The following is a 16,001-nucleotide window of genomic DNA, read 5'->3' on the forward strand; positions in this document are numbered from 1 at the left end:
TTATAAACAAATGACCATTTTATTATTAGTTGTAGCCATTATAGTTTGCATACTGTTAGGGCTTATTGTGTTGATACAAAACCCTAAAGGTGGTGGCTTAGCTTCAAATTTTTCTGCATCATCACAATTGATGGGCGTACAAAAAACAGGCGACTTTTTAGAAAAAGGCACCTGGATACTGGCTATTACATTGATGGTACTTTCATTAGCCATTAACGTATCGGTAAAAAGCGGTGGCCCTGCCGGCGACAGCGATCTGCAACGCCAGATCAATAATGCTTCAAAACCATCGGCACCGGCTACTACAGCCCCTGCACCAACCCTTCCGGGCGCGGGTTCAGGCGCGGCACAAAAACCGGCTGACACAGCTAAGAAATAAGCACAGCAACCAGTCGATATTAAAAAAGCCTCAACAGATATACTGTTGAGGCTTTTTGCATTTTGAAAATTTGCTTATGTTATAATAAAAAGTCCTCCCCATTGGGAAGGATTTAGGAGGGGTTTGAGTTTACACCACAATATTTACAATTCTTCCTTTTACTACGATCACCTTTTTAGGGGTTTTGCCGTCAAGGTATTTCTGCACATCGGTGCTGGCCAGCACCAGGGCTTCAATATCCTTTGGTTCAAGGGTTAATGCTATGCTGATGTTGGTTTTAGTTTTACCGTTGATGGAGATCGGGTAAGCAAACTCATCCTCTACCAGGTATTCCGGGTTAAATTCAGGATAAGCGGCATAAGATAATGAACCGGCCGGGTTGCCCAGCAAGGTCCACAACTCCTCGGTAATGTGCGGGGCATAAGGTGCCAGCACAACGGTCAGATCCTGCAATATGGCGCGCTTGTTACATTTCAGATCGGTAAGTTCGTTTACGGCGATCATGAAACTGGATACAGACGTATTGAACGAAAACCGCTCCACATCTTCCTCTACCTTGCGGATGATCTTGTGTAATGATTTTAGTTCGGCTTTGGTTGGAGCCTCGTCACTCACACGGAAATCCCACTGGTCGTTATGGAACAATCGCCAGAACTTCCTCAGAAATTTGAATACACCCTCAATACCATTGGTATTCCACGGCTTGCTTTGTTCCAGCGGGCCAAGGAACATCTCATACATACGCAGCGTATCGGCGCCGTAGCGTTCAATAATGTCATCAGGATTCACTACGTTGAACTTTGATTTCGACATTTTTTCAACCTCAACACCGCAAATGTATTTACCATTTTCAAGGATGAACTCAGCATTCTCAAACTCTGGACGCCACTTTTTGAATTTTTCGATATTTAAAATATCGTTATCAACAATGTTAACGTCAACATGCGTTTCTTGATATTTTAAATTATTATATACACCATTTTCGTTATCAGAATTATTTTTAAACTCATCCAAAAGTTCACTATCAAATTCGATATTAAATGCTGTTAGAATATCTTTTACATTATTATCATTATAGGGATCAATACGTGCATTACCTAACACTGTGACATAAGAAATTAGTGTCTGAAATTTATTATATGATACAAATTTTCGTGTCTTAACTAATCTATATATTTTGTTACTCCTACCCTGTATCATCCCCTGGTTGATCAGCTTTTTAAAAGGTTCTTCCTCTACTACAAAACCAAGGTCTTTTAAAAACTTGTTCCAAAAGCGGCTGTATAATAAGTGGCCGGTGGCATGTTCGCTGCCGCCTATGTACAGGTCAACGTCCTTCCAGTATTCAATCGCTTCTTTTGAGGCAAACTCCTGGTTGTTATGGGCATCCATATAGCGGTACCAGTACCAGCTTGAACCTGCCCAGCCCGGCATGGTGCTTAACTCATACTCACCTTCAGGGTGTTTCCAATCCGTCGCGCGGCCCAATGGCGGCTCACCGGTTTCGGTTGGCAGGTACTTATCAATTTCAGGTAGCAGCAACGGTAATTCAGCTTCATCTATCAGGTATGGTAAACCATCCTTAAAATATACCGGCACCGGCTCGCCCCAGTAACGCTGGCGGCCAAAAATGGCATCGCGCATCCTGAAGTTTACCTTGGCCTTACCCGCGCCAATTTCTTCCAGCTTGGCAACTACGGCAGCCGTAGCCTCCTTATAGGTTAACCCGTTAATAAAACCGGAGTTGATGTATTTGCCTTCCTTGGTCGAGTCGGCTTCGGTTTCAATATTTTGTATGTCGATAATGGGTACTATCGGCAAATTAAAATGCTTGGCAAACAAATAATCACGCTGATCGCCGGATGGTACCGCCATTACCGCGCCGGTACCGTAACCGGCCAACACGTAATCAGCTATCCAAACCGGAATTCTTTCGCCGTTCAGCGGGTTAAGCACATAGCTGCCCGTAAACGCGCCCGATACGGTTTTGGTATCGGCCATACGGTCAAGCTCGCTTTTCTTTTTAGTTTGGGTGATGTAAGCCTCAATATCTCCTTTTTGTTCAGGCGTGGTCAATGCATCAACCAGCTCATGCTCCGGCGCGATCACCAAAAAGGTAACACCAAAAATGGTATCAACACGAGTAGTGAAAACCTCAATCACCCCCTCTAAATCTCCCCCGGCAGGGGAGACTTCTAAAGCCCTCCCTTCCGGGGAGGGTTTGGGAGGGATAGCAATCGGAAATTTAACCGATGCACCGGTACTCTTACCAATCCAGTTGCGCTGCATTTCTTTGAGTGGCTCGGGCCAGTCAATCGTATCTAAACCCTGTAACAAGCGTTCGGCGTAGGCTGTTATGCGCATGCTCCACTGCATCATCTTCTTTTGCTCAACAGGATAACCGCCGCGCTCGCTAAAGCCGTCCTTCACCTCGTCGTTCGCCAAAACGGTACCCAGGGCGGCACACCAGTTTACGGTGCTTTCGCGCAGGTAGGTAAGGCGGTATTTTAATAACTCTTCCTGCTGTGCTTTGTGCGGCATGGCCTTCCATTCATCAGCAGTAAAAGTTTGGGTATCTTCATCGCTTACGGCATCAACACCGGCAGAGCCTGATGTTTCAAAGTGTTCAACCAGTTTTTCAATGCTTTCGGCTTTGCCGGCAGCTTTATTGTACCAGGAGTTGAACAACTGCATAAATATCCACTGCGTCCATTTATAATAATCGGGCGAACTGGTACGCACCTCTCGGCTCCAGTCGAACGAGAAACCGATCTGATCTAACTGACGGCGGTAGGTAGCAATATTATCTTCGGTAGTAACAGATGGATGCTGCCCGGTTTGTATGGCATACTGCTCGGCAGGCAGGCCAAACGAATCGTAACCCATAGGGTGCAGCACATTAAAGCCACGCAGACGTTTGTAGCGCGCAAATATATCCGACGCGATGTAACCCAGCGGATGGCCTACATGCAGCCCCGCCCCCGATGGGTAAGGGAACATATCCATTACATAATACTTGGGCTTTGTGCTGTTATTTTCAACCTTAAAGGTTTGGTTTTCGGCCCAAAACCGCTGCCACTTCTGCTCTATCTCTTTAAATTGATAATCCATATACCTGTACTCCAAAAAATGCGTTGCGAAAATAGTAAAGTTTGCCCATTATGTGGCTACCAAAAGGTTGATTAAGTTGATTGATTGTGTAGTATTTAGCTTTTTAATGCCTTAAATTTGAGTAATGAGCGATGACACTAAATACTGCCGCCCTTTACGTACCGAATGAGTGCCGTCGGCCTATCGTGACAACAAGGGTGAGGATAAGCTGTCGACAAATGATATTAAGAGGGCTGTTGGCGGGTTTGCTAAAAAAGCTATTTTAAAGCAAAGTTCAAAAAAAACGTATTATCAAAAGGCAAACAAAATAAAGTAATCTTGTGCTGCTTAAAGAGGCCTGGCTTTAATTAAAAGCCCATAATCTGCATCTCATCTGCATAAAATGACGGTTAAAATTTATATTTGTTGAAACTGACTTCAACAAATGAAAAAACTTCTACTTTCTGCTGCCATACTGTTCGGTAGCCTGTCGCTCCAGGCGCAGGACTCGCTGATGATGCGTAATATTTATGACGAAGCCCTGGTTAACGGCCAGGGGTATGAAAACCTGCGTTACCTGTGTAAAAAGATCGGGCCGCGTTTAAGTGGTTCTGCTAATGCCCAAAAGGCAGTGGAATGGGGTAAAAAATTAATGGAAGATTACGGTTTCGACCGTGTATACCTGCAGGAAGTTATGGTGCCGCACTGGGTTCGTGGAGCTAAGGAGCAAGGCGCCATTATTGATGGCGATAAAAAAATAGCGGTGCCTATCTGCGCGCTGGGTATGTCCATCGCTACACCAGCGGCGGGTATTACGGCCAATGTCATCGAGGTGAAGAGTATTAAGGAAATGCAGGATCTGGGTGAAAAGGTGATAAAAGGCAAGATCGTTTTCTTTAACCGTCCGTTTGATCCGCGTTATATCGAGACCGGCCAGGGTTACGGTGCCGCCGGCGATCAGCGGTTTGTTGGCCCGGCAGAGGCTGCCAAGCTGGGTGCCGTAGGCGCAATTGTCCGCTCGTTAAGTCCGGCATTGGATAATTACCCGCATACCGGTGGTACATTGAGCGACCCTGGGACTAAAATGATTCCCGCAGCGGCTATATCAACCATGGCGGCCAATAAATTGAGCAACATGTTAAGGCTGCGTAAGCTGCCGCTGATCAAATTCTGGTTTAAGCAAAGCTGCCAAACCTTGCCCGAGGTAAAATCATACAACGTAATTGGTGAACTTACCGGAACAGATCATCCAAAGAAAGTGATCACCGTAGGCGGCCACCTGGATTCATGGGACTTGGCTGAAGGCGCGCATGATGATGGTACCGGCATTGTACAATCTGCCGAGGCATTACGAATTTTGAAGGCGTTGAAGTACAAACCTAAAAATTCGGTACGTGCGGTATTTTTTATGAATGAGGAGAACGGCACCCGCGGTGGTTTAAAGTATGCTGAGCTGGCCGCTAAAAATAAAGAAGACCACATTGCGGCGATTGAAACCGACGAAGGTGGTTTTGTACCCCGCGGTTTTGGCTTTGATGCCTCGCCGGAGGTGGTTGCCAAAATTAATAAAAACTGGAAAAAACTATTTGAACCTTACGAGGCCGACAGGCTGATAAAAGGCGAAGGCGGTACAGATATTGAGCCATTAAAGGAAACGGTGCCGAACATTACGCTGATCAGTTTCCTGCCCGACTCGCAGCGTTATTTCGATCTGCACCATACGGCAGCCGATGTATTTGAGAAAGTGCACAAGCGCGAGCTGGAGCTTGGTGCAGCCGCTATGGCTTCGTTGATCTATCTGATAGATCAGCATGGGTTGAAATAGTAACAACCATAATAATATTACAAAGGCAGAACACTTTACAGGTCTGCCTTTTTCATTTATCGTTATTTTTGCACAAAATAAAAACACGTGCCCGAAGCTGACAGTACAACTCCCACAAAAACCGATGCATTTGCCGCCCTGCGGTTTAAGGATTTCCGCTCGTATATAACCATGCGTTTCTTTTTTACGTTCGCTTACCAGATGCAGAACGTAGTGCTTGGTATCTATATTTATGATATTACGCATGATAAATTCGCTCTCGGGCTGATCGGCTTGTATGAAGCTATTCCGGCCATCGGGTTATCGCTTTACGGCGGTTACATTGCGGATAAGCTGGAAAAACGCAAAATGCTGCTGCTTATATTCGGCACCATATTTTTCTCCTCATTGGTTATGCTGGCGGCTACGCATAAGGGCGCGGGTGATTACCTGCACATGCGTACCGTAGTGCCTGTAATTTATGGTATGCTGTTTATTAATGGTTTGGCGCGGGCTTTTTACGCACCGGCAGCTTTCTCTGTACTGGCTAACAGCGTGCCGCGCGAGGTGTACCCTAACTCCAGCACCTGGAATAGTTCGAGTTGGCAAATAGCCTCTATTATAGCGCCGGTGGTGGGTAGTTTTATTTACGCCTACCTGGGTATCACCGGGGCATTTGTTACTATCGTGATCTTTTTAGCCGTTGCCTTTATATCGGTATGCCTGCTTAAAAAGGTACCACCTGTGTTTGCGCCAAAGGAGGGGATTTGGAAAAGCCTGTCTGAAGGGGTACGTTTTGTGTTCAACACCAAAATGATGGTGGGTGCTTTAAGTCTGGATATGTTTTCGGTATTTTTTGGTGGCGCGGTGGCCTTGCTGCCCGTTTTTGCCAAGGATATTCTGCACGTTGGCCCCGAAGGTGTTGGGGTAATGCGCGGAGCAACTTCATTAGGCGCGGTGCTGACCATGCTGAGCATGACACGCTTTTCGCCCATGGGCAAACCTTGGCGGAACCTGCTTATCGCGGTAGCTGGCTTTGGCTTATCGATTATTTGCTTTGGCCTGTCACGGAATTTCTACCTCTCGCTGGTGTTCCTGTTTATTGAAGGCGCGTTTGACAGCATCAGCGTATTGATACGGGGCACCATTATGCAGATGCTTACGCCTGATGAAATGCGTGGCCGGGTATCAGCCGTAAACCAAATGTTTATCGGCTCATCTAACGAGATCGGTGAGTTTGAATCGGGCGTAGCGGCCAAGTTGCTGGATACCGTACCGGCGGTAATATTCGGCGGCACCATGACACTCATCGTGGTGACCATTACCTATTTCAAAACCAAAAAGCTGGTGCCGCTTACCCTTACGGACATCAATAAAAAACCAGAAGTGGCTACTTAATACTACGTTTTTGTAAGATGAAAAATCCTGCGAAAAATACGACGACAGCTATGGCAAGGCTTACGTAAACATCATCAGTAAGTATGTTGATAACCAATTGCTTTGACGGGCCCGGAGTTTTAGTACGCGGCATCATGTTGGTTAATGCCAGCATGGGGTGCGAGTAAGGAAACAGGTAAGCATACTTCCATCCCGCCGATGCCATGATAACGCCGGCTATAGTACCAACAAAGCCGATGCCCATCGGCTTCAAAAAATCCTTCCATAAAAGGCTGAACAAAAACTGGATGGATAGTATTCCTAATGATGACAGAAATAATTTAAAGTATACCTGTAATAGTGTATACTCCATGTGGTATTCGTTAAACCGGAGTTCGGGCCGTAATGCCGATAACAGGTTAGCAAAGCCCAGGGTAAATAACACAAACAGCGCAAGGCTTATCAGTATTAGTAATAGCGCGTAAACGTATTTAGCGGCATATACAGCAAATTTTGGTAATGGCAGGCTAAACAGCATCTTCCAGCTATCGGCCTTGTGTTCAATATTATTTACCGAGTAAGCTGTAAAAATCACAAATATTGGCAGTAGCAAAACGCCCATAATATTCAGTACACTGCTAACATAACGCAGCCAGAGCAATTCGCCCGGCCAGGTGGCCATTTTCTCCGCATTGGTTAAAAAGCCAATGGTTATCAATAGGCAAATAAGCAAGGGCAGCAATATCGCGCACCAAAAAGCCAGCGATTTGCGGGTTTTATAAAATTCAGACCGTAGGGAGAGTAAAAATGCTTTCATGTTGATGCAGGGCTTCAGGCTGTTTTGGTAATAGATAAAAATAAGGTTTCAAGATCTTGCTGCTGTTTACCGATGCTATAAACCGTATAGCCGTTATTTACCAGCAGCGTATTGATCTCCCCGCTTTGTTGTTTTGATACGTATGGCAAACCAACAAGCGTTTCGGTAACCTGAGCAATCTCATGTTGATGCCGCTTTAACAGGTTAGCCGCGTCAACCGTATTATTAACCTCAATAAGTAACAAAGCCTGGTTAAGTGCTTCCAATTCAGCAATGCTACCCTGAAAAAGCATGGTGCCATTATTTATAATGCCTACATGCGTAGCCATACGCTCAATCTCGGACAGCAGGTGGCTGCTGATGAACACTGTTTTGCCATGCTGCCGTGTCAGGTTGATCAATAGCTCACGTATCTCGATGATGCCGTTCGGGTCGAGGCCGTTGGTGGGCTCATCCAGTATCAGTAATTCAGGATCACTTAATAGTGCCAGCCCAATGCCAAGGCGTTGTTTCATCCCCAATGAATACTGGCCTGCTTTTTTATTGGCGGCATGTTTAAGCTGTACCAGATCCAGCATTTCATCAACCTTGCGGAGGGGCAGTTGCAACAAGCCAGCGCGGTTAACCAGGTTTTCGCGCCCGGTTAGGTGCAGGTAAATGGATGGCTGCTCTATAAGCGAGCCTATTTTTGAGAGTATCTCAATGCGGTTGCTTTTCAGGTCTTTCCCAAAAACAGAAATGCCGCCTTCATCCGTTCTTAACAGATTAAGCAGCAGTTTAATGGTGGTGGTTTTACCGGCACCGTTAGGACCTAAAAAACCATATATGCTTCCTTGCGGAACTTGTAACGATAGGGAGTTAACAACCTTTTGATTGCCGAAATTAAAGGTTAGGTTTTGAGTACTGATTACCATACGTTTTCCTGGCTAATACCGCACACTGTTTTAACAAGGCTTACGCCTTTTACAAATAGTGAAGTGGCTTGTTTAGCTTTAACGCCGGCACCTTTTATATCGATATTTTGTTGTTGGTTAAACTGGTAAGCAACACCCATCACCAGGGCAAACATTACTGGTACCAGTAGCATTACAAAAGGGTTTGAGTATTTGATTAGCTTTTTCATTGCGATTGATTTGATGAAACAAAGAAATAGCAAAAAATCAACCCCTTAAAAAGTATTAGACCAACAGGTTTTATTTATAGATGAACGCCCGCATCGGGCCAAAAACCCGTTCGTCGAAGAAAAAGGGCAGTTCATCGAACAAACGGTATCCTATATATAATAAGCAGCCGGATAAAGCGGTTAAAACATTACTTTAGAAGGCAGAACAAGTAATTAAAATAATGCACAGCGCGGTATAAAGGGATGAAGAAACAGTGGCAATTTTTTTGGCATGTATTTGTGTGGGTATGCCTCATATCTTTCTTCTTTTTTATTGCTAAAACCAACAGCAAACTTTCTTTGGAAGCGTTGCTGGTTTTATTTGTGCTTTTTGGCCTGGTAAACATCAGTTTGTTTTACATTAACTACTTGCTACTGATACCCAAACTGCTCGATCGTAAAAGGTACGGTACCTATATTCTTATTGCGCTCGGCGTAATACTGGCCTATGGCTTTTTTAAGTATGGTTTAGCGCTGGTGTATAAGGAGCACGCGCTTGTAAAGCAAAAAGGGCAGGTTATCGGCTTTGCATCATACTACCTTAGTGCTTTTTTTACCAGTTTGATCTTCGTGTTTCTTAGCATTGTGCTTAAATTCTCAACCGACTGGTTTTTGAATGAGCGCATTCAGCGCGACCTGGAAAATCAGCGTTTAACAGCCGAGCTATCCTTCCTTAAATCGCAGGTTAATCCGCATTTTTTGTTCAACTCATTAAACAGTATCTACTCGCTGGCCTATCAGCGGTCAGAAACTACGCCCGAGGCTATCCTGAAGTTATCAGAAATTATGCGGTATATGCTGTATGAGAGTAATGATAACAAGGTTGACCTGGAAAAGGAGATCCATTACCTGCAAAACTACATCGACCTGCAAAAGATCCGGTTTGGTTACAAGGCTTTTGTGGAGTTTGAGGTAGTGGGCGATGTAAGTACACAGCGTATAGCACCCCTGCTGCTGATATCATTTATTGAGAACGCGTTTAAGCATGGCGTGGCCAATGACCCGGAAACACCGATAATTATGAAGATCAGTGTTGAAAACGGCCAGCTTGATTTTCATATCGAAAATAAAAAACATACTAATAACCGTGATGCTTCGGGCGGTATTGGTTTAAGCAATGTAAAGCGCAGGCTTAACCTGTTATATCCCAAAAGATATAACCTGGAGATAAATGATACCGAAACCAGTTACGTTTGTAACCTGAAACTTGTTCTTTAAAATAAAAAAAGCCGCTTTTGGCGGCTTGATGCAATTATTTACGTTTTTGCTTTTGCTTGGTGGTACCGGCTTTACTACTATCAGTAACGGGCGACCTGAAAATGGTTGAGCTGTCTTTCTTTTTGTCAGCATCACTTTTCAGCCAGTCGGGTGTGGAAGCCGGTTGTACCGGGTTGGCTACTGATGATTGTGTAGTAGCGCCGGTTTGGCCTTTGCTAACCGTATCTGTTTTTGCCGGACTTGTTTGGGCATTGGCATTTTGCAAAACGCCTGCAAGTATTATTGCAACAATAGCTGCGCTAAGTTTTTTCATGGGTAGCTAAATGTTATGGTTAATATTATAAAGTTAACGTTGAATTAAGTTAACTTGTTTTGTATATAGATTGCTTTTTTGGAAATATTAACGGGCCAATTTTACAGATGATAACGCCCGGTGTTTATTTAATTATTTTAGCTTTTTTTAAACTGATTATAAAATGATAAGGTGCCTGGTTGTTGATGATGAGCCGCTGGCTTTGAATATACTTGAGGATTATATTGCTAAAATGCCATTTCTGCAATTGGTAAAGGCAACCACTAACCCTATTGAGGCGCTTACGCTGGTACAAAGCGGGGAGGCCGACCTGGTTTTTCTGGATGTGCAAATGCCTGAACTTACCGGCATCCAGTTTTTAAAAATTGCCAATGGCAAGGCCAAGGTGATACTAACAACGGCCTACCCGCAATATGCGCTGGAAGGTTATGAGCTTGATGTGGTGGACTACTTGTTGAAACCTATCGCATTTGACCGCTTTTATAAAGCCGTGCAAAAGGCGCAGGGTATTATAAACCCAGCCGCCGCTGCCGGCATGCCTACACCCGTAATAGCCCCTGCCCAGCAGCAGCCTGATTTTTTAAGTGATTTTATTTTTGTAAAAACCGAGCACAAAATACAAAAGGTTTATCTGCACGATATTTTGTTCATCGAGGGCTTAAAGGATTATATATCCATTTTTACGACTAACGAGCGCATTATCACCCTGCAAAACATGAAGAAGATGGAAGATGCCCTGCCCGAGAAGCATTTTATCAGGGTGCACCGCTCGTACATTGTATCGCTGGATAAGATCGATAGCATTGAGCGCAGCCGTATCTTCATCGGCGATAAGGTGATTCCCGTGGGTGATACCTACCGCGACGACTTTTTCAGGATAGTTGACGGAAAGAACGTGTAATGGATGTCGAATTGCGGAATTTCAATTGCGGATTTATTTCATCCTATATTTAGATTTTAAATATAACTTACAGTTAACGGTAGGCAAAATTCGAAATTGAAATTTCGAAATCCGAAATCAGCCTTAGCCTACCCTTTCCCTTATCCGTTCTTCGGCCAGTTTTACCAGTTCTTCAACGGGTGCGGTGCCGGGTTCAATGGGTTCAAGCACTTCCCAGGTCATGTGGGTAAAGGTGTTCAGGGGGTATAATCCGTAGCGGGCCATTTCCCACGATTTATTGATAGCCACCGGAACCAGTAACGCATTGGGGCATTTTTTTAACAGCGTAGCTATACCGGCAGACTGAAAGGTTTTTACATGCCCGTCCTTTGATCGTGTACCTTCCGGAAATATCATGGCCGACCAGCCCTGCTCCTTCATCCGGGTACCCAGTTTAACCAGTTCAGTAATGGATTGGCGCGCATCCTTACGGTTAATATTGGCACCGCCCCCTACACGCAGGTTATATGATATAGATGGTATGCCGCTGGCCAGCTCAATTTTTGAGATGAACTTAGCATGGTGTTTTCTGAAAAAATAGATCATCGGCGGTATATCGATCAAACTTTGATGGTTGGCCATAATGATCATGGGCCTGCCCAAAGGCAAATTTTGATGGTTGATGAACTTAACCGAATTGAACAGGATATAATAAGTGCTCAGTAAACAAAAGTTTAGTACATCCACCGATTTTTTGTGTGCCGAATACCCAAAGGCCTTATAGCTGATCCACTGTATAGGATGAAAAACAACAAGTACTAAAAAAAACGCGGTAATAGCAAACGGCGAAAGGATGTATCCTAAAAACTTTCTCATCATGGAATGACAAAGTTAATAAAAGCCTGTAAATGTTAATAGTTGGATAGTTGGTTTATGCTACTACCCAACCTACTTGTCATTCCGAATGATAGTGAGGAATCTGCCTGCGTTCATAATAAAGCGACAGATTTCTCCTCGTACCTCGTTCGAAATGACACAATTTAATTAATCAAGGCCATCAATTCTCCTCCGCATAAGCCTTAAAATTATCCAGAATAGCCTGCCAGCCGCCGCGCTGCATTTCAATAGGGTTAGTATTTTCCGGATCAAAGGTTTCGGTAACGACAGTGGTTTGGCCGTCTTCATCAAAACGGATGCTTACCATACGCCCGTCGGCCATAATATAGCTGATGAGTTTGTGCTGCTCAACAGCAGTATATACGCCCTCAAAATCAAAGCTGAAACTGCCATCTTTAGCGGCCATGGTGGTTTTAAATTTGCCATCAACCCTAAGGTCATTTTCAGCAAAAGGCGCGTGCCAATCGTTAGAAGCCTGGCACCATTGGGTAATATGCCCGGGCTGATTCCAGTATTCCCAAACCTTTTGTACAGGCGCGTTAATTAGGGCTTGTACAGTGATCGTATTAGTATTTTCCATTGTGCTAAAATTAAGCCATTACAAATCAATTAATTTCCGAACGATAATCTAAGTTAAATAATGCTTTTAAATAAAGAGCTGATAACGATTTTTACTTACAGAGAAATTTTTTTGATACAAAAAAGCGAAGTATTGATACAATAAGGCGAATAGGTTGAGCCAAAAAACTCCGTGATTTACGCTATTAAATAAACGTCGAACTGACGTTTAAATCCAACAACCAATTAAATCATCTTATGAGAAAAACTTTACTCTTGAAACGGGGTACATCAACTGTTTCAGCCTGCCCTCCGGGCAGCGTCCGGCTTATCAGGGCCGCTTTCGTTTTTTTTCTTGTAGCTTTCTTAATTAACACCACTGCGGTATTTGCCCAAACAAGCATCACAGGTACAGTGGTTGACGAAACCAATTTGCCATTGCCCGGTGTTGCTGTACGGGTTAAAGGTACCACAATTGGTACTGCCACTGACGGGCAGGGAAAGTTTACCCTTACTGTGCCGGCTAATGCAGTACTTGAGGCTACGTTTGTGGGTTACACATCGCAGCAGGTAACGGTAGGCACACAAACCACTATTAAGTTTACACTTAAAGCAGCCAATGAAAGCCTGCAGGAAGTTGTGGTAACAGGTTACGGTACGCAAAAGCGGGAATCTATAACCGGTTCAATCGCATCGGTAACAGCTAAGGATATTGACCGCGTGCATGGCGGTGCTACCGTTAGTACTACACTGGCCGGTAAAATTCCCGGGGTAACCTTCCGGATGGCTGATGGCCGCCCCGGCGCGAGCGCCAACATCCAGATCCGTAATATGGGGGCACCGTTATATGTAATTGACGGTGTTCAGCAGGATGCAGGACAGTTTAACAACCTGGCACCAAATGATATTGAAAGTATCTCCGTACTAAAAGATGCCTCGGCGGCAATTTATGGTGTACGTGCGGCAAACGGCGTTGTTGTGGTAACCACAAAAAAGGGATCGGGCGAGAGCCGTGTAAACGTGGATGCCTATATGGGCTTTCAAAACTGGTTCCGATTTCCGGATGTGGTGCGCAACTCGTATGATTATGCACGCTACAAAGCTGATGCGCAAATGAATACTTCGGGTACAACTTCTTTTACTAAAGAAGAAGTTGAGAAATACCGCATTGGTACTGAGCGTGGCTATCAAAGTTTTGACTGGCGTGATTATGTGTTAAACAGCAACCGCAACGCGCCGCAAAACTCCGTAAACGTAAACTTTACCGGCGGAACAGATAAAGTAAACTACTATGTATCGGCAACCAATTTTTACCAAAATTCAAACATTGGTAAAGAGTATGAGTTTGGCCGTACCAACATTCAATCAAATATCAGTGCCAAAATAGCCAATGGGTTACGTGTAGGTGTAAACATTAACGGGCGTGTGGAAAGCCGTGAAAACCCTGGTGTACCCGGTGGCGACGACTACTTTTTAGCTCGTTTTGCCGTTTTGCGTAATACGCCGATTGAAAGGCCTTATGCCAACGACAACCCTAATTATCTGAACCAGATCAATAACATCGAGTCAAACTACGCATTCCTGAACAAGAAAATTTCAGGCACTTACCGTAGCGACTGGAGGGTGTTGCAAACCAATTTCAATGCCGAATATGATATACCTGGCGTAAAAGGATTAACGCTGAAAGGCATATACTCTTACTATATAGCCGATAATGTGGTAAACAATCATGAATACACTTACGATGTGTTTACCTACCGCCCGGAAACGGATACTTACGACAGAACCGGCGGTGCCACCAACCCCTGGCGCGAGCGTGAGCAGCGTAAGGAGTTTAATACCAATATGCAAGCACAGTTAAATTATAATAATACGTTTGGCAAGCACACCTTTTCGGGCACGTTGGTTGCTGAGCGTATAAAAACCCGTAGTTTACGCAATTGGTTACATGCCATCCCTAAATCAAACAACCTGCCGCTGATTGAATTTTCAACCATGGACCGCTATGATGACAGCGACCTGGAAACTGCACGTGTAGGTTACATCGGCCGTTTTAATTATAACTACGCCAACAAATACTATCTGGAACTTTCAGGCAGAAGAGATGCATCATCGTTATTTATTACCAACAAGCGGGTAGGCTTCTTCCCGGCGGTATCGGCTGGATGGCGCATTACTGAAGAATCATTCATGAAAAACCTGCTGGGTGATAACAGCATTCTGAATGATTTGAAATTCAGAGGATCATACGGTTTAATGGGCGATGACCGTAACAATGACGGCGGGCCAATTGTAGGCTACTTCGCTTACCTGCCTGGTTATAATTACGCTATCCGCGATGGCGATAACCCTATACTGGCCATTTTGGACGATCAGGCCATCAGTGTTTCGCGCGATAAAGGCATCCCGGTTACGACCATCACCTGGTCAAAAAGTAAAACGTTCAACATAGCTGCTGATTTCAGCTTGCTGAATAGCAAGTTAACCGGTACGGTTGAATACTTCCGCCGTGTGCGCACCGGTTTGCTTACAAGCGCTGAAGATATACTGGTACCGGCTGAATTGGGTTACAGCCTGCCGGACGCCAACCTGGAAAGCGATTTGCAATACGGCCAGGAGTTAGCGCTTAGCTACAGCAACAAGATAGGTAAGTTAAATTATACGGTAGGCGGTAATATTGCTTACACGCGTGCAAAATGGAACGAAACTTATAAGGAGCGTTTCTTTAACTCATGGGATCAGTACCGCAATCAGCGCGAGGGCCGTTACAAGAGCCTTGACTGGGGACATGAGGTAATTGGCCAGTTTGAATCAATTGATCAGATCAACAATTACCCGGTTAATATTGATGGCAAGGGTAACAAAACCCTTATCCCGGGCGATTTGATCTATAAAGATCAAAACGGTGATGGCCGGATAGATGGTTACGACGAAAGGCCGATAGGCTTTGGTTATGGTACGCAACCTAACATCAACTTCGGCTTTAACATCGCTTTAGGATACAAAGAATTTGATTTCCATGCCGACTTTTCAGGCGCATCTGGTTATACCTGGTTCCAAAACTGGGAAACCCGCTGGGCATTCCAAAACAATGGTAACCTGAATACCATATTTGAGGACAGATGGCACCGCGCTGATCCGTATGACCTGAACAGCCAGTGGATTCCGGGTAAATATCCGGCCAACCGCGATAATCCGGGCCACTCGGGCAGCAGTAACTACGAAGTTGCCGGTCAGCGTAATTCAACATTTTGGCTGCATAACGTAAAGCAATTACGTGTGCGTACGCTCGAGCTGGGCTACAGCCTGCCGGCAGCAGTACTTTCAAAAATTAAAATTAAAAGAGCCAGATTTTATGTAAACGCCTACAACCTGTTCTCATTTGATAACCTCAAAGAGTTTGGAATTGACCCGGAGGTTGTGGACGACAATGGTTTACAGTTTCCGCAAAGTAAGGTATTCAACTTTGGCGTTAACTTAACTTTCTAACCAATTCAGCTGAGTTT

General features: G+C 44.6%; 13 protein-coding genes. 6 read left to right on the forward strand and 7 right to left on the reverse strand.

The window, feature by feature from the left end; genetic code table 11:
• Positions 1 to 10: 10 nt before the first annotated feature.
• Entirely contained in the window at positions 11 to 379 is a 369-nt protein-coding gene (gene secG / locus AC3WJC_RS14650; RefSeq protein WP_492399851.1) for a preprotein translocase subunit SecG, read from the forward strand.
• A 129-nt stretch (positions 380 to 508) separates the two neighbouring features.
• Here the strand turns inward: secG and AC3WJC_RS14655 are convergent, their stop codons facing one another.
• A complete protein-coding gene (locus tag AC3WJC_RS14655; protein WP_492399852.1) occupies positions 509 to 3,490 on the reverse strand; it encodes a leucine--tRNA ligase in 2,982 nt (993 codons plus the stop codon).
• A 424-nt stretch (positions 3,491 to 3,914) separates the two neighbouring features.
• Between AC3WJC_RS14655 and AC3WJC_RS14660 the strand changes: the two genes are divergently transcribed.
• A complete protein-coding gene (locus AC3WJC_RS14660; RefSeq protein ID WP_492399853.1) occupies positions 3,915 to 5,294 on the forward strand; it encodes a M20/M25/M40 family metallo-hydrolase in 1,380 nt (459 codons plus the stop codon).
• A gap of 87 nt (positions 5,295 to 5,381) precedes the next feature.
• Positions 5,382 to 6,671 carry an MFS transporter gene (locus AC3WJC_RS14665; RefSeq protein WP_492399854.1) on the forward strand — a complete coding sequence of 430 codons (1,290 nt, stop codon included), beginning with the start codon at positions 5,382 to 5,384 and terminating at the stop codon, positions 6,669 to 6,671.
• Here AC3WJC_RS14665 and AC3WJC_RS14670 read toward each other — a convergent pair.
• From AC3WJC_RS14670 to AC3WJC_RS14680, 3 genes are read right to left on the reverse strand one after another with little or no spacing between them, the layout of a single operon-like run.
• Positions 6,664 to 7,467 (reverse strand): ABC transporter permease, encoded by an 804-nt coding sequence (locus tag AC3WJC_RS14670; RefSeq protein ID WP_492399855.1) that lies wholly within the window; start codon positions 7,465 to 7,467, stop codon positions 6,664 to 6,666. The two genes, AC3WJC_RS14665 and AC3WJC_RS14670, sit on opposite strands and share 8 nt — an antisense overlap.
• Before the next feature lie 14 nt (positions 7,468 to 7,481).
• Positions 7,482 to 8,381 carry an ABC transporter ATP-binding protein gene (locus AC3WJC_RS14675; protein WP_492399856.1) on the reverse strand — a complete coding sequence of 300 codons (900 nt, stop codon included), beginning with the start codon at positions 8,379 to 8,381 and terminating at the stop codon, positions 7,482 to 7,484.
• The gene (locus AC3WJC_RS14680; protein WP_492399857.1) at positions 8,375 to 8,590 is read right to left on the reverse strand and encodes a hypothetical protein; all 216 of its coding nucleotides are present in this window, start codon (positions 8,588 to 8,590) and stop codon (positions 8,375 to 8,377) included. Before AC3WJC_RS14680 ends, AC3WJC_RS14675 begins: the two co-directional genes overlap by 7 nt.
• A gap of 243 nt (positions 8,591 to 8,833) precedes the next feature.
• Between AC3WJC_RS14680 and AC3WJC_RS14685 the strand changes: the two genes are divergently transcribed.
• Positions 8,834 to 9,847 carry a sensor histidine kinase gene (locus AC3WJC_RS14685; RefSeq protein WP_492399858.1) on the forward strand — a complete coding sequence of 338 codons (1,014 nt, stop codon included), beginning with the start codon at positions 8,834 to 8,836 and terminating at the stop codon, positions 9,845 to 9,847.
• Positions 9,848 to 9,881: 34 nt separating this feature from the next.
• On the opposite strand, the gene AC3WJC_RS14690 is transcribed toward AC3WJC_RS14685, so the two are convergent.
• Positions 9,882 to 10,160, reverse strand: coding sequence for a hypothetical protein (locus AC3WJC_RS14690; RefSeq protein ID WP_492399859.1), 279 nt, complete (start codon positions 10,158 to 10,160; stop codon positions 9,882 to 9,884).
• A 163-nt stretch (positions 10,161 to 10,323) separates the two neighbouring features.
• Here AC3WJC_RS14690 and AC3WJC_RS14695 point away from each other — a divergent pair, with 163 nt between their 5' ends.
• Entirely contained in the window at positions 10,324 to 11,061 is a 738-nt protein-coding gene (locus tag AC3WJC_RS14695; protein ID WP_492399860.1) for a LytR/AlgR family response regulator transcription factor, read from the forward strand.
• Between the two features lie 123 nt (positions 11,062 to 11,184).
• Here the strand turns inward: AC3WJC_RS14695 and AC3WJC_RS14700 are convergent, their stop codons facing one another.
• Positions 11,185 to 11,916, reverse strand: coding sequence for a lysophospholipid acyltransferase family protein (locus AC3WJC_RS14700; RefSeq protein WP_492399926.1), 732 nt, complete (start codon positions 11,914 to 11,916; stop codon positions 11,185 to 11,187).
• A 181-nt stretch (positions 11,917 to 12,097) separates the two neighbouring features.
• Complete coding sequence (locus AC3WJC_RS14705; protein ID WP_492399861.1) at positions 12,098 to 12,517, reverse strand: SRPBCC family protein; 420 nt, start codon at positions 12,515 to 12,517, stop codon at positions 12,098 to 12,100.
• Between the two features lie 236 nt (positions 12,518 to 12,753).
• Here AC3WJC_RS14705 and AC3WJC_RS14710 point away from each other — a divergent pair, with 236 nt between their 5' ends.
• On the forward strand, positions 12,754 to 15,984 hold the full coding sequence (locus AC3WJC_RS14710) for a SusC/RagA family TonB-linked outer membrane protein (protein ID WP_492399862.1): 3,231 nt from the start codon (positions 12,754 to 12,756) through the stop codon (positions 15,982 to 15,984).
• Positions 15,985 to 16,001 lie beyond the last annotated feature (17 nt).

This window comes from Mucilaginibacter sp. FW306-07-L, from assembly GCF_058782065.1.